Annotated in this window: 17 protein-coding genes and 1 pseudogene; 7 read left to right on the plus strand and 11 right to left on the minus strand. The window is 62.8% G+C overall.

The features are described from left to right. The first annotated feature begins 40 nt into the window (after positions 1-40). Positions 41-511 carry an RNA methyltransferase gene (locus VXM67_RS20375; RefSeq protein ID WP_008095669.1) on the plus strand — a complete coding sequence of 157 codons (471 nt, stop codon included), beginning with the start codon at positions 41-43 and terminating at the stop codon, positions 509-511. Between the two features lie 24 nt (positions 512-535). Here VXM67_RS20375 and VXM67_RS20380 read toward each other — a convergent pair whose 3' ends face one another. Then, positions 536-1,753, minus strand: coding sequence for a hypothetical protein (locus VXM67_RS20380; RefSeq protein ID WP_027907423.1), 1,218 nt, complete (start codon positions 1,751-1,753; stop codon positions 536-538). Positions 1,754-1,794: 41 nt separating this feature from the next. Continuing rightward, the gene (locus VXM67_RS20385; protein WP_023381764.1) at positions 1,795-2,244 is read right to left on the minus strand and encodes a YcgN family cysteine cluster protein; all 450 of its coding nucleotides are present in this window, start codon (positions 2,242-2,244) and stop codon (positions 1,795-1,797) included. 144 nt (positions 2,245-2,388) lie between these two features. Here VXM67_RS20385 and VXM67_RS20390 point away from each other — a divergent pair, with 144 nt between their 5' ends. Continuing rightward, positions 2,389-2,982 carry a nitroreductase family protein gene (locus VXM67_RS20390; protein ID WP_023381765.1) on the plus strand — a complete coding sequence of 198 codons (594 nt, stop codon included), beginning with the start codon at positions 2,389-2,391 and terminating at the stop codon, positions 2,980-2,982. A gap of 76 nt (positions 2,983-3,058) precedes the next feature. On the opposite strand, the gene VXM67_RS20395 is transcribed toward VXM67_RS20390, so the two are convergent. The 5 genes from VXM67_RS20395 to VXM67_RS20415 all read right to left on the minus strand — a co-directional run bounded on the left by VXM67_RS20395 (position 3,059) and on the right by VXM67_RS20415 (position 7,785). Continuing rightward, positions 3,059-3,991, minus strand: a complete 933-nt coding sequence (locus VXM67_RS20395) for a D-2-hydroxyacid dehydrogenase (RefSeq protein ID WP_287168309.1) — start codon at positions 3,989-3,991, stop codon at positions 3,059-3,061. Between the two features lie 78 nt (positions 3,992-4,069). Further along, a complete protein-coding gene (locus VXM67_RS20400; protein WP_023381767.1) occupies positions 4,070-4,363 on the minus strand; it encodes a YcgL domain-containing protein in 294 nt (97 codons plus the stop codon). Continuing rightward, entirely contained in the window at positions 4,360-5,493 is a 1,134-nt protein-coding gene (rnd, locus tag VXM67_RS20405) for a ribonuclease D (RefSeq protein ID WP_023381768.1), read from the minus strand. The genes VXM67_RS20400 and rnd overlap by 4 nt, the downstream gene beginning before the upstream one ends. A gap of 124 nt (positions 5,494-5,617) precedes the next feature. Further along, positions 5,618-7,255: a phosphoethanolamine transferase gene (locus tag VXM67_RS20410; RefSeq protein ID WP_023381769.1), complete on the minus strand. Its 1,638-nt coding sequence runs from the start codon at positions 7,253-7,255 to the stop codon at positions 5,618-5,620. Positions 7,256-7,419: 164 nt separating this feature from the next. Then, positions 7,420-7,785 carry a 5-carboxymethyl-2-hydroxymuconate Delta-isomerase gene (locus VXM67_RS20415; protein ID WP_367237343.1) on the minus strand — a complete coding sequence of 122 codons (366 nt, stop codon included), beginning with the start codon at positions 7,783-7,785 and terminating at the stop codon, positions 7,420-7,422. Between the two features lie 116 nt (positions 7,786-7,901). Here VXM67_RS20415 and VXM67_RS20420 point away from each other — a divergent pair, with 116 nt between their 5' ends. Then, positions 7,902-8,138, plus strand: coding sequence for a YdcH family protein (locus VXM67_RS20420; protein ID WP_023381771.1), 237 nt, complete (start codon positions 7,902-7,904; stop codon positions 8,136-8,138). Positions 8,139-8,190: 52 nt separating this feature from the next. Here the strand turns inward: VXM67_RS20420 and VXM67_RS20425 are convergent, their stop codons facing one another. Next, entirely contained in the window at positions 8,191-9,375 is a 1,185-nt protein-coding gene (locus VXM67_RS20425) for a PLP-dependent aspartate aminotransferase family protein (protein ID WP_023381772.1), read from the minus strand. Positions 9,376-9,504: 129 nt separating this feature from the next. Here VXM67_RS20425 and VXM67_RS20430 point away from each other — a divergent pair, with 129 nt between their 5' ends. Further along, positions 9,505-9,966 carry an Lrp/AsnC family transcriptional regulator gene (locus tag VXM67_RS20430; RefSeq protein WP_023381773.1) on the plus strand — a complete coding sequence of 154 codons (462 nt, stop codon included), beginning with the start codon at positions 9,505-9,507 and terminating at the stop codon, positions 9,964-9,966. A gap of 69 nt (positions 9,967-10,035) precedes the next feature. Here VXM67_RS20430 and VXM67_RS20435 read toward each other — a convergent pair whose 3' ends face one another. Continuing rightward, on the minus strand, positions 10,036-12,366 hold the full coding sequence (locus VXM67_RS20435) for an FdhF/YdeP family oxidoreductase (RefSeq protein WP_023381774.1): 2,331 nt from the start codon (positions 12,364-12,366) through the stop codon (positions 10,036-10,038). A gap of 282 nt (positions 12,367-12,648) precedes the next feature. Between VXM67_RS20435 and moaA the strand changes: the two genes are divergently transcribed. Then, the gene (moaA, locus tag VXM67_RS20440) at positions 12,649-13,653 is read left to right on the plus strand and encodes a GTP 3',8-cyclase MoaA (protein ID WP_027907422.1); all 1,005 of its coding nucleotides are present in this window, start codon (positions 12,649-12,651) and stop codon (positions 13,651-13,653) included. 20 nt (positions 13,654-13,673) lie between these two features. Continuing rightward, positions 13,674-14,573, plus strand: a complete 900-nt coding sequence (locus VXM67_RS20445; RefSeq protein ID WP_104881368.1) for a bestrophin family protein — start codon at positions 13,674-13,676, stop codon at positions 14,571-14,573. Positions 14,574-14,614: 41 nt separating this feature from the next. Here the strand turns inward: VXM67_RS20445 and moaB are convergent, their stop codons facing one another. After that, on the minus strand, positions 14,615-15,154 hold the full coding sequence (moaB, locus tag VXM67_RS20450; protein ID WP_367237344.1) for a molybdenum cofactor biosynthesis protein B: 540 nt from the start codon (positions 15,152-15,154) through the stop codon (positions 14,615-14,617). Between the two features lie 208 nt (positions 15,155-15,362). Here moaB and VXM67_RS20455 point away from each other — a divergent pair, with 208 nt between their 5' ends. Further along, a complete protein-coding gene (locus tag VXM67_RS20455) occupies positions 15,363-16,250 on the plus strand; it encodes a LysR family transcriptional regulator (RefSeq protein WP_023381778.1) in 888 nt (295 codons plus the stop codon). Here VXM67_RS20455 and VXM67_RS20460 read toward each other — a convergent pair. Next, positions 16,238-17,011, minus strand: a pseudogene (locus VXM67_RS20460) (helix-turn-helix domain-containing protein). The gene VXM67_RS20455 and the pseudogene VXM67_RS20460 overlap by 13 nt on opposite strands. Positions 17,012-17,944 lie beyond the last annotated feature (933 nt).

Consider the following 17,944-nt stretch of genomic DNA (forward strand, 5'->3'; position numbering starts at 1 on the left):
GCCCGTATAATCGCGCTTTTTTTGCGAAGGACCCCGGCACGTGGCAAACAAACGGTACAGCTGCATCGGCCTGTTCAATCCCAAATCAGCGGAGAACGTAGGTTCGGTGATGCGCGCAGCGGGTTGCTACGGCGTCAACTCGGTGTTCTACACGGGCAAGCGGTATGAACGCGCGCGTGACTTCGTCACCGACACCAAGCGAGTGCACTACGACATCCCATTGATCGGCATCGATGACCTGCAGCGCATCATTCCGCTGGGGTGCACACCCGTGGCGGTGGAGCTGGTCGAAGGCGCCCGCCCCCTGCCCGAGTACACCCACCCCGACCGCGCCATCTACATCTTCGGCCCGGAAGACGGCAGCCTGAGCGCCGATGTTCGGGCGTGGTGCGAAGAGACCATCTACATTCCGACCGAGGGTTGCATGAACCTGGCGGCGACGGTGAACGTGGTGCTGTATGACCGCTTGGCCAAGGGGTTGAATACCCGCTCCGGGCCCAAGTTCAAATAAGCGAACCGCGCTGGCGGCGGCCTATCAGTCACCCGAAGCCAGGACCTTGCTTTGCAACGCCTCGGATCGGCGCCCCAGCACGTTTTCGCTGATCTGTACGAACGCCTCGGTGCTGACGCTCGGCAGGCGCATCAAGGCCCGGGCCACATCATCCAGCGAGCGCTTGGCCTGGGTGTGAAGACGGATCTCCTTGTCCAGCGCCTGCAACAACAGCACACCACGCGCCACCTGCGCCGGGGTCGCGTGCTCGCCGCCCAAGTGAGAGACCTTGGCCGCCTGCTTGTGCAGGCGCGCCTGCCAGGCCTGGTAACGGTCATCGCTGACACCGCCGGCCCGGCGTAACAATTCGCTGGCGTAGTAGTCGGTGAGGCTTTCGCCGATCCAGTCACTGTCCTCGTGGCCGTGGATCTGTGCGAACAACTGCACCAACTCGCGCAACAACGGACTGCTGCCGTTTTCGCCCACCATAGGTCTGGCGCTGTGCAGGTACAACGATCCCTGCGCCGCCATCGCCCCGCGCCACATGCCATCGCGGGCCCCCACCACCAGCAGCTTTGGCGGGTTACGCGGGAACACCGCCTGCAACTGCGGCCAGACGAAGGTCAGCAGCGTCAGGTTGTCCATTCGGCGCATGCCCTGTCCCACCGGAGCGGCGACAGTGACCTCGGTCTCGCCCAGACGAGCACGGCGGCTGCCCAGATTGCCCGCGAGCATCCAACCGGTCGGGCGGTCGAACAAGCGCGACACGTTGTCGATGCGAAATTTGTCCTTGCCGATACGCGGCCACGCCGTCTCGACGCTTTTCCAGCCGGCAGGCAGGTCGAATGCCAGGCGCGCCACCAGCTCGGTACCGTCCTGCTGGTCGAGGCGCGCCGACGGCACCAGTTGCTCGCCCTGGAACAATGCCCAGTGCGGGGTCATGCGCGATGAATACGCGCCACTACGCAGTTTCTGGTCCAGTTGCACCCGGTAGCTGAGGCTGGTCTTGCCCGCCGCCGGATGCCACACGCCACGCTCACCCTGCTGTTGCCATTGCCCATCGGCCTGAAAACCGCTGTACGCACCCGCCTTGCCCAAGTCGAAATCCAGCGAGCGTACGGCGCTGCCATCGCCCAAGGTCAGTCGCACTTCGGCCTGGCCTTGTTCGGGCAACAGGCGCACCTGGTAATCGAGATCGACCTTCTTGGCCCAGGCTGGGGCACAGGCCACGAGGCCCAACAGCAACAACAGCTGACAACGCATACAGAAACTCCTTGTTTCCCAGAGGCGACTGGGCGCGCCGTTCAGCTGGCGCGGAAAATCAGGTGGTCTTCCCAGTCGTCTTCATCCACATCATGCTCGCTGAGCATACGCCCGGACTGGGAAATGCGCTGTTCGTGGACTTGTTTGCGGTCACCGCACACCAGAGGGTGCCAGGCTGGCAGGTCCTTGCCCTCGCTGACCAGGCGATAGCCGCAGGTGCTGGGCAACCATTTGAACTGGTCGGCCTTGCCCGGCGTGAGCTGGATGCAGTCGGGCACATGGGCGAAGCGGTTGGGGTAGTCGCTGCACTGGCAGGTGTTCAGGTCCAGCAACTTGCAGGCGATGCGGGTGTAATAGACGCTGTTGTCGTCCTCGTCCTCGAGCTTTTGCAGGCAGCACAAACCACAGCCGTCGCAAAGCGATTCCCACTCCTGCGGGTCGAGTTGTTCGAGGGTCTTGCGCCGCCAGAACGGCGCGTCGTCAGCAATCATCACACGGGTTTCCTGCAGTCATCTTGAGTCCGCGGCGCGCGGCGGCGCCAGTCTAGAGCCTGGCCTTCGGCAAAGCCAGACCGCTTGTCAGTCCCGCGCGCAGGCAGTAGCGTGCGGTATTTCCCACCCATTGCAGGAGCAGCCATGAGCGCCAACCCTCGCATCGCCGATTACGCCATCAACGAGCAGTTCATCAACCGCTGGTCGCCCCGCGCCTTCACCGCCGAGCCGATCAGCGAAGCAACCTTGCTCAGCTTCCTGGAAGCCGCACGCTGGGCGCCATCGGCCTACAACTCGCAGCCGTGGCGTTTCCTTTATGCACGCCGGGACACCGCGCATTGGGAGCGCTACCTGGACCTGCTGGTGCCGTTCAACCGCAGCTGGGCGCAACAGGCCTCCGCGCTGGTGCTGATCATCTCCAAGACCACATTCGCCGCACCCGGCACCCACGAAGAGAAGCCGGCCCTGTGGCACACCTTCGACACCGGGTCCGCCTGGGGCCACCTGGCACTGCAAGCCAGCATCAGCGGTTGGCACACCCACGGCATGGCCGGGTTCGATCAGGCGTTGGCCCGCGAAACACTGAAAATTCCCGAGGGCTACGAGTTGCACGCCATGGTGGCGATCGGCAAGCTGGGCGACAAGGCCAGCCTGGACGAAGCGCTGCAAGCCCGTGAAGTGCCGAGCCCACGCCGACCGCTGAGCGAGTTGGCGGCCGAGGGTGATTTCAGCCTCTGAGCCTTTGGCTGGCTTTCCGGCTTGATCGCCGGCAAGCCGGCTCCTGCGTGGGGTTGGCCGCAACGCTGCAGATAGTTCAGTAACCCCGGGCGAAAGCCACTTCGCCACGCAACCCCTCGCCCGCCTGATACCTGCGCACATTCTCGACGAACAAGCGCACCATCGCCACCGGCGACGTCGGTGCCGAGCTATGCCCGGTCAGCAGCAAACCCCAGGCGGTCCAGAACGGATGCCGCTGGGGCAAAGGTTCTTGCCGGCAGACGTCGATCACCGCACCCGCCAGGTGCCCTTGCTTCAACGCCTCGACCAGGTCGGCATCGACCACGGCCACACCTCGACCGGCATTGATGAACAACGCACTGGGCTGGAACCGCTGGAACAGCGCTGCGTCGTACACATCATGGGTCGCTGGGGTATCCGGTAGCAGGTTGAGCACGTAGTCGACCTGCCCCACCAGCCGCGGCAAGTCCTCCAGGCCAGCCACCTCGACGAACGGCGCCTGCTCGCGGGCACGGCTGGCAACGCCGTACAGCGTCACCCCGAACGGCTGGAGAAACTCGGCCACGCACTGGCCGATATCACCGGTACCGACGATCAGCACCTTGCGCCCTTGCAGCGAACGCCCAGGACGATCATCCCAGCGCCGCTCGACCTGGCTGACCAGGCGTGACAGCACTTCGCGCTCATGGACCAGCATATAGGTCAGCATGTACTCGGCCATTACCTGGCCAAAGATGCCCACCGCCCGGGTCAAACGGTAATCACGCGGCAGGCCCTGGGCCAGCAACGGGGTGATGCCGGCCCAGGTCGATTGCATCCAGTCGGGTTTGTGGCCCTGGCGCAGCAGGCTTGCCAGCAAGTCCGGCTGGCCCAGCCATACCGGGCATTCTGGCGCCTGGCGCGCCAGTTCGGCGGAATCGCCGCTGGTCAGGATTTCCAGATCCGGGGCCAACTCACTCAGCAGGCGGGCATAAGTGGCATGATCCTGTTCAGCGATCAGAACGCGCATCGACGTGACAACCTTGACAGATAACGACAGCGGCCCGATCTGCGGGCCGCCTGGCAAAAGTGGGTAACCGCGCCTGGGTCAGGCGGGATCGTTACGGCGCAGCAACTCTTCGGGCAGGTGCTCGATGTAGTCGTCTTCAGGTGGCGGCATCTGCAGGTGATAGCCCTGGTTCTCCAGGTTCTCCAGCACCTTCGCGATGTCTTCGCGGGCCAGTTTGCGCTCAGGGGTCAACACCAGGTCGAAGGCGTGCACGGGGGTGCCGAAGAACGGCAGCAGGCCTTCGGGTACGCGCTCCAGGCCGTCGGCCTTGAGCACATAGAGGTACATTTCGTGCTTGCGGGGGCTCTTGTAGATCGAGCAGATACGTTTCATTGGGTCTCTCCGGCGCCCGCCAGGTTGTCCAGCAGGGCCTGGCCCATGCGCTGGCGACGCCAGCCGCGCAGCGAATCGGGCAGTTGATAAGGGCCATTGGGATAGCCGCTCTTGAGCAAGGCTTCCAGGGTCTTCTTGCGCAGCATCAGTTCCGGGGCGATGCCCAAACGTTCGCCTTCGGCCTGGCCAACGGCGCGCAGGCGCTTGAGGATGCCTGCGGCTTCGATCGGCAGTGGTTCGGGCAGCGCCTGCGGCCATTGCTCCTTGGGCAGGCTGGCGGCACGCTTGATCAGCTGGATCAGGAACTCGCCGTCCTGCCGAATGGTGCGCGGGTGCATCTCGTCGATCTTGGCCAGGCCCGACAGGCTGTCGGGTTGGGTCCTGGCCATCGGCCACAGCGAGTGCTCCTTGAGGATGCGATTGCGCGGCACATCGCGGCTGCGGGCCTCTCGCTCGCGCCAGGCACAGAGTTCGCGCAACACCGCCAGTTGCTGGGGCGACAGCTTCCAGGCCAGCTTGACCTCACGGTAGAGGGTTTCAGGCTCGACCTCACGGCGCAGCTGAGCCACCAGCTCGGCACCGTCTTCCAGCACCCAGGCGTACTTGTCATCGGACAACCGCGGACGCAGGGCGGCGAACAGCTCGGCCAAATGCACGGCATCCTCGGCGGCGTAGCTCACCTGGGTTTCCGACAGCGGCCGCTGCAGCCAATCCGAGCGGGTTTCGCCCTTGGGCAGCTCGATGCCCAGCACTTCCTGAACCAGGCGCGAATAGCCCATGGAGAAGCCCAGGTTCAGGTAACCAGCCGCCAACTGGGTGTCGAACAGCGGCTGCGGCAGCTTGCCGGTAAGGCGCAGCAGCACTTCGAGGTCTTCGCTGCAGGCGTGCAGCACCTTGACCACGGCGCTGTCATCGAGCAGCTCGGCCAAGGGTTGCCAATTGCCGATCAGCAGCGGGTCGATCAAGAACGCCCGCTGGCCATCGCCGATCTGGACCAAACCGGCCTTGGGGTAAAAGGTGTCGACGCGCATGAATTCGGTATCGAGCGCGACGAACGGCAGTTCGCGCCAGCGCAGGCAGTGTTCGGCCAGGCTCTGGTCGTCACGAATCCAGTGTATTTCGATGGCCACGAGGCTCTCCCACTAACATTGGCGCGCAGTATATACGGCGCGGGCACTGCTGGTGAAACCTGCGCCATCCTTGAGGTCGATCAGTGGTGTCCTGGAAGCCTTGATGAGGGGGCTGGACATTCTTTCAGCGCTTGGCCGCCAGCCAAGGCCGGCAGCTGGCGAACATGTCCAGCGACTGCTGGTAGACCTCGGTGTGCACCTGCAGCAGGCCGAGCATCGAGTGGAACAGGTTGTCCTGGGACAACGGCGCGTCGCTGAGCTTGGCCAGGCAGTCGTTGTCGATGCCGAAGTCTTCACGGTAGCTGTCGGAGAACCAGGTCAGCAGCGGCACATGCTTTTGCTGCTCCGGTGCCATCATGTAGGGCGTGCCATGCAGGTACAGGTTGTATTCGCCCAGCGACTCGCCATGGTCGGACAGGTAGATCATCGCGGTATCGACCTTGTCCTGCTTGCTGCGCAGGATGTCGATCAACGAGGCCAGCACCTTGTCGGTGTAGGCAAGGGTGTTGTCATAACCGTTGATGATCTCCTGCTGGCTGCACTGGTCCAGCGCATTGCTCTGGCACACCGGGCCAAAGCGACCACTGTCCGCCGGATAACGCTTGTAGTACTCCGGCCCATGACTGCCCATCTGGTGCAGCACCAGCACGGTGTCCTTGTCGAGGTTGTCGATCAGATCGCCCAGGCCCTGCAGCAGGATTTCGTCATGGCATTCGCCGTTGGCGCAGAGCGTCGGGTCCTTGAGGTTGCTGACATCGACGAACTGCACACGGTCACAGGTGCCCTTGCAGCCGGACTGGTTGTCGCGCCACTGCACGGCAAGACCCGCGCGCTGGAGGATGTCCAGCAGCCCTTCGCGATTCTTGGCCACCCGTGCGTCGTAATCCTTGCGCCCCATGCCGGAAAACATGCAAGGCACCGACACGGCAGTCTCGGTCCCACAGGAGTGCACATCGGAAAATGCTACCAGGCCCTGCTCCTTGGCAAGGCTTGGCGTGGTGTCGCGGTCGTAGCCGAGCACCCCGAAGTTCTCTGCCCGTGCGCTTTCGCCCACGACCAGGACGGTCAGCGATTTGCGCTCATGGTGCTGCCAGGCGGCATCGCGACGGGCATCTTCGCCGTAGTTCTCGAACGGCCGCGCAGCCGTACCGACCCGCTCGCTGACATAGCCAATGGAAGCACCGACGATGTTGCTGGGGGTCAGCATCAGGCGCAGTTCGTGATGGTTTCGAAACAGCGACGACAGCCCTTGGTAGTTGACCAGCGCCACCGAGCCCAAGGCCACGACACAGGCACCGCTGACCACCAGTTTGCCGAGCAGTTCTCGGTGCCAGGCGCGGTAGGCGATGGGGGCCTTCCACAACAGGACCGAAGGCAATACACCGAGCAAAAGTATATAAAGCGCAAACTTCAAGGAGAGCAAGTCACGCACTTCGGCAACATTGGTCTCGGCGATATTACGAAACATCCCCGAGTCAATTAGCACACCATATTGGTTCATGAAGTAAGCGACCCCCGCGCCACTCATGAACAAGAGGATCAATAGCGGTTTTAATACGTAGCGGAAGGCAAACAGCGTCAAGATCAGATTGAAGGCGAACACCATCAGCAGGGCGAACGCCAACCCCAACCAAAGCCCGGTCATGCCCGGCGGCAGGATGTGCTCCAGGTGCTGCCAGAGGAAGGCATTGAAGCCGATCAACAGGTAAAGGCTGGCCAGCAGCGTAACCCATTCGGTCCGCAGGTATTTGAAGTTGAGCATCAGCGTTCGCAATCAAGAGTGATTATCAGCCAAGGCCTGAAAGGCACCTTGGTAAAGTTGGCGAAACTCTAGAAAGCGAACCATCAATTTTTCGTGAAAAAGACGCCAACAAATTCGTGAGCCAGCATCTTTTTCAAATTAGAAGCCGTTCATTCAGCTGTCATTCAGCCTGGCAGGTGGAGTTTGGCGTACGGCACTCGCTCGATGTCCAGTACCTCGACACACAGCTGAAGGTCCAGGCCGGGGTGCTGCGGGATGGCGTCGCGTAACACCTCGAGCAGACTGGCAGACAGTTGTGCCTTCACCTGGGGCGAACGTCCATCGAGGATGGCCAGCCGCACATGGGCGAAGGCCCGCTCACCCGGCGCGGTGCCGACCCGGTAGCGGGCAAACGCCTGGGCCCGGCTCTTGATGTCCCGTTCATCGGCGAACTGGCCACTCCCGACCAGCACATGGTTCAGGCGCAGCAGCAGCGTATCGACATTCAGTTCACGCAGGTTGTCGCTGTATTCCAGGTTCAGATGGGGCATGGCGCAGGTTCCGGTTCGCCGAAGGGAGGCGACAGCCTACCCCAGTCCCCTACCTGCGCAAAGGCGGCTATCCTCAAAGGTCAGGACCTTACCGACAACCCGACAGAGGTGAAGAAATGCCAGTTCCGCACGATTTGCTCGCTGACCTGCACGTATCCGCCGACCAGTTCCAGGCACTCATCGACAAGGACCAGGAACTTCACAAGCTGCACAAGGAATACAACGCCAAGGACAAAGAAGTAGTGACTGCCGAAACCAACGGCACCAATGACGATGTGATCAATCGCCTGCGCAAGGAACGGTTACTGCTCAAGGACAAGATCGAACGGATCATTCATCCGCCCAAATCCTGATTCCACGCCCTATCGCCGGCAGGCCGGCTCCTGAACGGAGCCGGCCCAGCCTTCACACCGCAGCGGACGCCTTGAGCGCCCCGTCCAGATCCTCGATCAAATCGCGGTAATCCTCGATCCCCACCGACAGGCGCAACAGGTTTTCGCTGATCCCCATTTCGCCTTTCTGCGCCGGGCTCAGCGAATTGTGGGACATGCTCCAGGAATGGTTGATCATGCTCTCCACCCCGCCCAGGGAGTCGGCCAGGACAAAGATCCGCAACGCCTCCACCAGACGATTGAGCGCCGCCCGGTCACCCCCTTTGACCTTCATCGCCACCACCGCTCCGCCAGCGCGCATCTGACGCTTGCACAGCTCATGCTGCGGGTGGCTTTCCAGCCCCGGGTAATAGACCTTCTCGATCTGCGGGTGGCTTTCCAGAAAACGCGCCACCTGCAACGCATTGGCGCATTGACGCTCCATGCGCACGTCGAGCGTCTTTAGCCCCCGCAGGGCCAGATAGCAGTCGAACGGTCCCTGGATCGCGCCCACCGCCATGCTGATCTTGCGCAGGCGGGCCAGCAATTGCTCGTTGGCGGCCACCACCACGCCGCCGGTGAGGTCGGAATGGCCGCCGATGTATTTGCTCGCCGAGTGCATCACCAAGTCCACGCCCAGGGTGATCGGGCGCTGATTCCAGGGCGAACAGAAGGTGTTGTCGATGCAGGTGAGGATGCCGCGCGAACGGGCCAGGTCGCACACCGCCTTGATGTCGACCAGGTGCAACAGGGGGTTGGTCGGCGACTCGATCCAGATCAATTGGGTCTCGGGGCGAATCGCTTGCTCCACCGCGTGAATGTCGTTGAGGTCGACGTAGGTAGTGGTCAGCCCTGAGGTACGCCCGCGGTAGTCCTCCAGAATTCGGAACGTACCGCCATAGACGCCGTTCATAACCACCACATGGGCATCCTTGGGCAGCAGCTCGAGCACCGTGGCGGTAGCATTCACGCCAGAGGCGCACGCCACTGCGCCAACGCCCTCTTCCAAGGCGGCGACACAGGTTTCGTAGGCATGCCGCGTCGGGTTGCCCACACGGCTGTAGGCGTACTCGGGGTTATCGTCCAGACTGCGCTTGATATACGAACTGGCGGTGTAGATCGGCGGGAAGATCGCATTGTCGGCGACGCTGGACTGTTCACCGGCGTGGATGGTACGGGTGGCGAAATTACGCGGCTTGTCGGACATGGTCGGGTCCATTGGTCGAAGGGAGACAGGTTGAAGAGCGCCACTATCTCACACCCGCGCAAGAGGCTCCTATAGCAGTATTTTTTGCTATTTCACGCTACCCTCGGAGAATAATTTTTCTCACTTGATCGCCAGAGGCCCATGGACAGTTTCGACCAACACATCCTGACCCTGCTCCAGCGCGACGCTTCGATTTCCCTCAAGGACCTGGCCGAGGCCGTCAACCTGTCCACCACCCCGTGCTGGAAGCGGGTCAAACGGCTCGAAGAAGACGGCTACATCATTGGCCGCGTTGCGTTGCTCGACCCGCAGCGGCTAGGGCTGGGCTTGACCGTGTTCGTCCAGCTCAAGACCCAACGCCACGACAGCGCATGGCTGGAGCAGTTCGCCACGACGGTGAACGGCTTCGAGGAGGTGATGGAGTTCTACAGAATGTCCGGAGACTGGGACTACATGCTGCGTGTGGTGGTGGGGGATATCGCGGCATATGACCGTTTCTACAAGAAACTGATCAACAGCACCGACGGACTTTCCAACATCACTTCCAGTTTTGCCATGGAGCAGATGAAGTACACCACGGCGTACCCGGTGCATCGTTCGTGACAGGTGCCAGCCTCACCACCGGCACGCCGGCCCCTGCAGCATCAGCGTGACGGCGATGATGGGCTGTGTTCAGTCCGCTGCCAGCACGGTGCCGATCCGGTTAACGGCCTTGGCTTTCTCCAGTCGAATGGCCACGAATTTGGAGGTTGGCGTGTAGGTCCCTTCGCCGTAACTTTCCAACGGTACCAGCGGGTTGGTCTCGGGGTAGTAAGCCGCCGCCTGCCCCTCGGGCACGTCATAGGGCACCAGACGGAACCCCGCTACACGACGCTCGCGGCCATCCTCCCACAGCGACACCATGTCCACCTGCTCACCCGGCTCGAAGCCCAGGCGGCGAATGTCAGCCTCATTGACGAACACGACCTCGCGCAGGCCGAACACCCCTCGGTAGCGGTCATCCAGGCCGTATAGCGTGGTGTTGTACTGGTCGTGCGAACGCAGCGTCTGCAGGATCAGGTCCGGCTTGTCACCACGGGCCAGCACCTGGGCATTGACCAGGTGTTCAGGCAATTGGCTGGCGCTGAAACGCGCCTTGCCAGTGGCGGTGCGCCAACTGCGCTCGGCGGCACTGTTGCCCAGGTGGAAGCCCCCCGGATGCTGCAGGCGCTTGTTGAAGTCGGCAAAACCCGGAATCACATCGGCGATCAGACTGCGTATGCGGCCATAGTCGGCGATGGCGTATTCCCAGTCGATGGGCTTGTTGCCCAAGGTGGCCTTGGCCATGCCGGCGATGATGGCCGGTTCTGAACGCAGATGGGGCGACCGTGGACGCAGTTGACCGTGGGAGAGATGCACCATGCTGAAGGTGTCTTCAACGGTAACACCTTGCGGACCGGTGGCCTGCAGGTCGATCTCGGTACGGCCCAGGCAGGGCAGGATCAGCGCATCGCGCCCGGTAACCAGGTGCGAGCGATTGAGCTTGGTGGAAATCTGCACCGTCAGCGCACAGTTGCGCAAGGCTGCGTGGGTACGGGGCGTATCTGGCGTGGCTTGGGCGAAGTTGCCCCCCAACGCGACGAAGACCTTGGCCCGCCCCTCTTCCATCGCCTTGATCGCCAGCACGGCGTTGTGCCCAGGGTTACGCGGAGCGCGAAACTGGAAGCGCTTCTCCAGCGCATCGAGCAGCCCAGCCCTTGGTTTCTCGTCGATGCCCATGGTGCGGTCGCCCTGCACGTTGCTGTGGCCACGCACCGGCGACAGGCCTGCGCCCGGCTTGCCGACGTTACCGCGCAGCAACTGCAAGTTGACGATTTCCTGCACCGTAGCCACCGAGTGACGGTGTTGGGTGATCCCCATGGCCCAGCACATGATCACTCGCTCGGCCTTGCGGTACATACGTGCTGCCAACTCGATCTCGGCCAGGGTCAAACCCGACTGCTCGACGATATGCTCCCAGGAGGTGGCATCCACCGCGGCCAGGTAGGCCTCGACGCCACTGGTGTGCTCCGCGATGAAAACATGGTCGAACACGGGGGGTTCACCCTTGGCCAGGGCTTCGCGCTCCCACTGCAGAAGGAACTTGGCGATGCCGCGCATGGCAGCCATGTCGCCGCCGAGGGCCGGGCGGAAATACGCGGTGTTGGTCGGCTCGGAGCCATTGCTGAGCATCTCGAAGGGATGCTGCGGATGCTGGAAGCGCTCCAGTCCACGCTCCTTGAGCGGATTGAAGCACACCACCTGTGCGCCACGCTTGACCGCCTCGCGCAGGGGTTCGAGCATCCGCGGGTGGTTGGTGCCAGGGTTCTGGCCGATGACGAAGATCGCATCCGCCAGCTCCAGGTCGTGGAACACCACCGTGCCCTTGCCCACGCCAAGGGTTTCGGACATGCCGGTACCGCTGGCCTCATGGCACATGTTCGAGCAGTCGGGGAAGTTGTTGGTGCCGTAGGCGCGCACGAACAGCTGGTAGAGAAATGCCGCCTCGTTGCTGGCCCGACCCGAGGTGTAGAACTCGGCCTCATCCGGCGAGTCGAGCGCTTGCAGGTGCTGGGCGATCAGGGCGAATGCGTCGTCCCAAGTCGTTTCCACGTAGTGGTCGGAGGCCGCGTCATAGCGCATCGGGTGGGTCAGGCGACCCTGGTACTCCAGCCAGTAATCGGTCTGTTCGGCCAGGGCACTGACGCTGTACTTGGCGAAGAATGCCGGGTCGACCGACCGGCCGGTTGCCTCCCAGTTCACCGCCTTGGCGCCGTTCTCGCAGAACTTGACCATGTCGCTTTCCGGCGACTCGCCCCACGCGCAACCTGGGCAGTCGAAGCCGCCGTTCTGATTGGTCTTGAGCATGGCACGCAGGTTCTTGAAGGCGTTGTCACTGCCCAGCCAGCTCTTGGTCACGCTCTTGAGCGCGCCCCAGCCGGCGGCGGGGCCTTTGTAGTCCCTGATGTGTTCGTCTTGGCTCATGGGATGGATCCTCACGCGGGGCATTCGAAAAAGGCCGCCAGGTCAGTTGCCCGGCTTTTTTCCAGCGTATGGAGCCCGAACCGAGGCCGTCCAATCGAAATACCTTACGGCTCGATAAGCAGGCTCGATGATGCCCTACAGCCCATGCCACACGGGACGTGCAGCCACGATAGAGGGTATTTATCAATTAGTCGGAGAAAGCAATTTGACGGGGGTGGCGCCAGGTTATAGCTTGAACCTGACACGCGGCGTCCGCCGCCCCTACCTCATTCGAGCGCGAACGTGGAACAGAACAGCCGGCCCCTGATCGACGGCTTCAACCGGAAAATCGACTACTTACGGATGTCGGTTACTGACCGCTGCGACTTCCGCTGTGTCTATTGCATGGCCGAGGACATGCAGTTCCTGCCGCGCCAACAGATCCTTAGCCTCGAAGAGCTGTTCCAGGTCGCCGAACGCTTCGTCGCCCTGGGTACCCGAAAGATCCGCCTAACCGGCGGCGAGCCTCTGGTACGCCAGGGTATCGTCGAGCTGTGCCAGCGCATCGCCGCCCTGCCCGGCCTGCGTGAACTATGCCTGACCAGCAATGGCTCGCAACTGGGGCGAATGGCCCAACCCTTGTTCGACGCCGGCGTCTCACGCCTGAACATCAGCCTCGACAGTCTGAATGCCGAGCGCTTCAAGCAGCTGACCCGCACAGGCGACCTCAGCCAGGTGATCGCGGGTATCGACGCCGCCCGCCGCGCCGGTTTTCACCGAACCAAACTCAATTGCGTGGTGCTCAAAGGGCGCAACGACGATGAACTGGTCGACCTGGTGCGCTTTGCCATCGACCGTGACCTGGACATCACCTTCATTGAAGAAATGCCCTTGGGCGTTATCAGCGAACATGAGCGGGGCGAGTCGTTCTGCTCCAGCGACGAGGTGCGTGAGCGCCTGGCCGAGCATTTCACCCTGGTAGAGTCCACCGAATCGTCCCAAGGCCCGGCACGTTACTGGCGCCTGGCCGAGGCGCCGGACAGTCGGGTCGGCTTCATCTCGCCGCACAGCCACAACTTCTGCGCCACCTGCAACCGCGTGCGCCTGACCGTCGAAGGTCGCCTGCTGCTGTGCCTGGGCAATGAGCACTCGGTGGACCTCAAGCACGTGCTTCGTGCCCATCCGGGCAATCCCGAACGCCTGGAAAAAGCCATCCGCGACTCACTGCACCTCAAGCCATACCGCCATCATTTCGAAGTCGGCGGCGATGTGCAGATCCTGCGTTTCATGAACATGACCGGCGGCTGAGTGCCCGCCTCTGGACTTCCATGATCGTCCACTCCCGCCCTGATGTGCTGCGCGTGTTGTTCACCCTCAAAGGGTCGATCATCAAACGCATTGCCTTGCGTTGCCTCACGGTTACCTTGCTGGCGGCACTGATCGTGTTGGTCGAGCGGCACTTCCCGGCGTTCTTCTACCCGGTCAGCGCGACCCCGTTCACCCTGCTGGGCCTGTCGTTGTCGATCTTCATGAGCTTTCGCAACAACGCCTGCTACGACCGTTGGTGGGAGGGCCGCAAGGCCTGGGGCATGCTGATCATCGAGACCCGTTCGTTCGTGCGCGAGAGCGTGGCGATCACCGACGAGCAGTTGCGCAGCCAGTTGCTGCGCAGCCTGTGTGGCTTCGCCCATGCACTCAATGCCAGGCTGCGCAACGAAGACGACCTTGCCGCGGCACGTCCCTGGCTGGCCGACACGCACGGTATCAGCCCGCACAACGTTTGCGACGGCATCCTGCGCCAGGTCGGCGCGCAGTGCTCACAGCTGGCCGAACAGAACCACATCAGCGAGTGGCGCTACACCTTGCTGGAGCAGCGATTGACGGGACTTTCGCAGGTGCAGGCTACCTGTGAGCGGATCAAGGGCACGCCGTTGCCGTTCCCCTACACCCTGTTGCTGCACCGCACCATCTACATTTTCTGCCTGTTGCTACCGTTTGCCCTGGCCGAGCCGCTGGGCTGGCTGGCGCCGCTGTTCACCACCATCGTGGGTTACACCTTCTTTGGCCTGGATGCGATCGGCAATGAGTTGGAAGACCCGTTCGGGCGCGATGAGAACGACTTGCCCACCGATGCCATGGTGCGCACCATCGAACGGGATGTGCTGGCGGGGCTTGGGGTCGAGCCATTGCCCGAGGCGTTGCAACCGGTCGATCATGTGTTGAGCTGATGCCCCAATCGCCGCGGTTTACCGGCGACTGAGGGCCAACATCAACCGCGGCTCTCGCACACCGCAATCGGCTTGAGGTGCGGTACGAAATTGCACGGCCGGTGCCGGGCGTCGAGCTGCTCGGCCAGGATCCCCTCCCAGGCCGTGCGGCAGGCACCGGTCGAACCTGGCAGGCAACAGACCAAGGTACCGTTGGCCAGCCCGGCCATTGCCCGGCTCGGCACCGTCGAGGTGCCGATATCGAGGATCGACAGGGCACGGAACAACTCACCGAAGCCATCGATGCGCTTGTCCAGCAGGCACTGCACCGCTTCAGGCGTGCTGTCGCGCCCGGTGAAACCAGTGCCGCCAGTGACCAGCACCACCTGCACGTTGTCGTCGGCTATCCAGGTGGCGACCTGGGCGCGGATCTTATACAGGTCGTCCTTGAGCAGCGACCTCGCCACCAGGCGATGGCCCATCTGCACCGCGCGGCTGGCCAACAGCTCGCCGGAGGTGTCGTTGTCGTAGGTTCGGGTATCGCTGACGGTGAGTACAGCGATGTTCAGCGGTACGAACACTGCATCGGGTTTGACGCTCACAGGGTGTGCTCCTCGAATGGCATTGCCGCCACGCTAGAGGCCTGGCCGCCAGGCGTCCAATCGATATGGCGAACGGGTTCATCGATCGGCTCTATCGGCCCATGCAACAGGCACCGGCTTGCCAGCAACACGGCCGGACACCATCAAACAATGGCCAGCCAGCCAAGACTTGGTTAAGGTCCACTTACCCAGCACACCAGGCCGCACCATGGACATCAAGCAACTGAAATTCCTCATCGCCCTCGACCAGACCCGCCATTTCGGCCAAGCCGCGGCGCTGTGCCATATCACCCAGCCCACGTTGTCGATGCGCTTGCGCAACCTGGAGGACGAACTGGACCTGGTGCTGGTCAAGCGTGGCCAGCGCTTCGAGGGATTCACCGAAGCCGGCGAGCGCATCCTGGCCTGGGCGCGCACCTTGCTCGCCGCCCACGACGGTCTGCAGGCCGAGGCCGCCAGTTGCCGTGGCCAGGTGGTCGGCAGCCTGCGCCTGGGCACCGTACCGCTAGCCAGCTTCAACCCCATGCACCTGCTGATGCCGCTGCGCGCCAAGTACCCTGAGCTGCACTTTCAGCTGAGCTCGCTCAGCTCCGAGCAGATCATCGACGGGCTGAGCCGCAACCAGCTCGACCTGGGCATCTGCTACCTGGACCAGGTCAACACCAGCTTCTTCGACGTGATCGAACTGGGCATCACCACCATGGGCCTGTTGCATGACACGCGCTTTTTCCAGTTCGACGCCCCACGACTGCACTGGGACGAACTGGCCGACATTCCGCTGGGCCTGCTGAGCAAGGGCATGCACTACCGCCAGTCGCTAGACCTGAGTTTCCGCAGCCGCGGCCTGGAGCCGCTGGCGGTGCTGGAAAGCGACTCCAGCTTCCAGCTGGTCCAGGCGATCACCGCCGGCGTGTGCTGCGCAGTCATGCCGCTGGACTGCGGGCTGGAAGCGCTGAGCGCACACATGCGCATCGTCCCGGTAGTTGACGCCAGCATCCACAGCCCGGTGGGCCTGCTGCTACGTCGCAGCGAGCCACGCTCGGCGATTGCCGAGCAATGTTTCGACGAAGCTCGCGCCCTGTTTCAACCTTCCTGAGTTGCCGTCGCCTGGCGGTATTGCCTGGGTGTGAAGCCGGTCAGTTGCTTGAACTGCCGGCTGAACGCGCTGTGGTCGGTGTAACCGCATTGCAAAGCCACCTCGGTGATCGGCAAGTCGCTGTGCAGCAGGCGATGGGCGTGCTCCAGGCGCGCCTTGTGGATCATCTGCCGCGGCGTGAGGTGGAACACCCGCTTGCAGTAGCGCTCCAGCTGCGCCACGGAGATTCCAGCAATTCGGGTCAACTGGCCCATGCTGATGGGCTGGTGAAAGTGCAGACGAATGTGCTCGTCCACGGCGGCCAGACGCTGGTAGGCAGGGTGGGTATCGGCGGCTGACTGCAAGTCTACCGAGATGCCGACCAGGCCGATGATGCGCCCCTGCGGGTCGTACAACGGGCGCTTGTGGGTCAGGCACCATCCAGGCTCGCGGCTACCGTACAGGTGCAGTTCCAGTTGGTCTTCCAGCACCAGGCCATGCTCCAGCACGCGACGGTCCTGTTCGGTGTAGCCCGGGCCCAGCTGTGCAGGGAACACTTCCGCGCTGGTCTTGCCCAGTAATGGCTACAATTGCTTGAGGCCACAGCGCTGGACCAGGGTGCGGTTGGCCAGGACATAGCGGGCCTGGGTGTCCTTGATGAAGATGGCGGCGTTTGGGATGACGTCGAGCATCGGGAGCAACAGGGTGACGCTTGCCAGCAACACCTCGAGGGTGGCGGGGTTCTGTGCTTCCAGGGCTTGGTACAGGGCGTGGTGGGGCATCGGGATTCTCGGTTGATTGTGACGGCGCTTTCGCGGCACTCAGAATCGGCACCGCTTGTGCGCTGCATCGCGAGCAAGGCTCGCTCCTACGCTCGTTGCGGGCCTGTTGGGCCTGTGACAGGCGCAGCAGATTGCCCTGTGCCACGCATGGAATCGGTACTGCTTGTGCGCTGCATCGCGAGCAAGGCTCGCTCCTACCCTCGTTACGGGCCTGTTGGGCCTGTGACAGGCGCAGCAGATTGCCCTGTGCCACGCATGGAATCGGTACCGCCTGTGCGCTGCATCGCGAGCAAGGCTCGCTCCTACGCTCGTTACGGGCCTGTTGGGCCTGTGACAGGCGCAGCAGATTGCCTTGTGCCACGCATGGAATAGGCACCGCCTGTGCGGTGCATCGCGAGCAAGGCTCGCTCCTACCCTCGTTGCGGGCCTGTTGGGCCTGTGACAGGCGCAACAGATTGCCCTGTGCCACGCATGGAATCGGTACCGCTTGTGCGGTGCATCGCGAGCAAGGCTCGCTCCTACCCTCGTTGCGGGCCTGTTGGGCCTGTGACAGGCGCAGCAGATTGCCCTGTGCCACGCATGGAATCGGTACCGCCTGTGCGGTGCATCGCGAGCAAGGCTCGCTCCTACCCTCGTTGCGGGCCTGTTGGGCCTGTGACAGGCGCAGCAGATTGCCCTGTGCCACGCATGGAATCGATACCGCTTGTGCGGTGCATCGCGAGCAAGGCTCGCTCCTACGCTCGTTGCGGGCCTGTTGGGCCTGTGACAGGCGCAGCAGATTGCCCTGTGCCACGCATGGAATCGGTACCGCTTGTGCGGTGCATCGCGAGCAAGGCTCGCTCCTACGCTCGTTGCGGGCCTGTTGGGCCTGTGACAGGCGCAGCAGATTGCCTTGTGCCACGCATGGAATCGGCACCGCCTGTGCGGTGCATC

Origin of the sequence: Pseudomonas sp. Rh2 (assembly GCF_040762985.1) — a bacterium.
Taxonomy (GTDB): domain Bacteria; phylum Pseudomonadota; class Gammaproteobacteria; order Pseudomonadales; family Pseudomonadaceae; genus Aquipseudomonas; species Aquipseudomonas taiwanensis.

Bases quoted from the DNA above. Each gene is read 5' to 3' on its own strand.
- VXM67_RS20385 (WP_023381764.1), bottom strand. From the start codon at position 2,244: ATGATTGCTGACGACGCGCCGTTCTGGCGGCGCAAGACCCTCGAACAA.
- VXM67_RS20410 (WP_023381769.1), bottom strand. From the start codon at position 7,255: ATGCTCAACTTCAAATACCTGCGGACCGAATGGGTTACGCTGCTGGCC.
- VXM67_RS20395 (WP_287168309.1), bottom strand. From the start codon at position 3,991: ATGCGCGTTCTGATCGCTGAACAGGATCATGCCACTTATGCCCGCCTG.
- VXM67_RS20400 (WP_023381767.1), bottom strand. From the start codon at position 4,363: ATGAAACGTATCTGCTCGATCTACAAGAGCCCCCGCAAGCACGAAATG.
- VXM67_RS20435 (WP_023381774.1), bottom strand. From the start codon at position 12,366: ATGAGCCAAGACGAACACATCAGGGACTACAAAGGCCCCGCCGCCGGC.
- VXM67_RS20425 (WP_023381772.1), bottom strand. From the start codon at position 9,375: ATGGACCCGACCATGTCCGACAAGCCGCGTAATTTCGCCACCCGTACC.
- VXM67_RS20445 (WP_104881368.1), top strand. From the start codon at position 13,674: ATGATCGTCCACTCCCGCCCTGATGTGCTGCGCGTGTTGTTCACCCTC.
- VXM67_RS20390 (WP_023381765.1), top strand. From the start codon at position 2,389: ATGAGCGCCAACCCTCGCATCGCCGATTACGCCATCAACGAGCAGTTC.
- VXM67_RS20455 (WP_023381778.1), top strand. From the start codon at position 15,363: ATGGACATCAAGCAACTGAAATTCCTCATCGCCCTCGACCAGACCCGC.
- VXM67_RS20415 (WP_367237343.1), bottom strand. From the start codon at position 7,785: ATGCCCCATCTGAACCTGGAATACAGCGACAACCTGCGTGAACTGAAT.
- VXM67_RS20420 (WP_023381771.1), top strand. From the start codon at position 7,902: ATGCCAGTTCCGCACGATTTGCTCGCTGACCTGCACGTATCCGCCGAC.
- VXM67_RS20430 (WP_023381773.1), top strand. From the start codon at position 9,505: ATGGACAGTTTCGACCAACACATCCTGACCCTGCTCCAGCGCGACGCT.
- VXM67_RS20380 (WP_027907423.1), bottom strand. From the start codon at position 1,753: ATGCGTTGTCAGCTGTTGTTGCTGTTGGGCCTCGTGGCCTGTGCCCCA.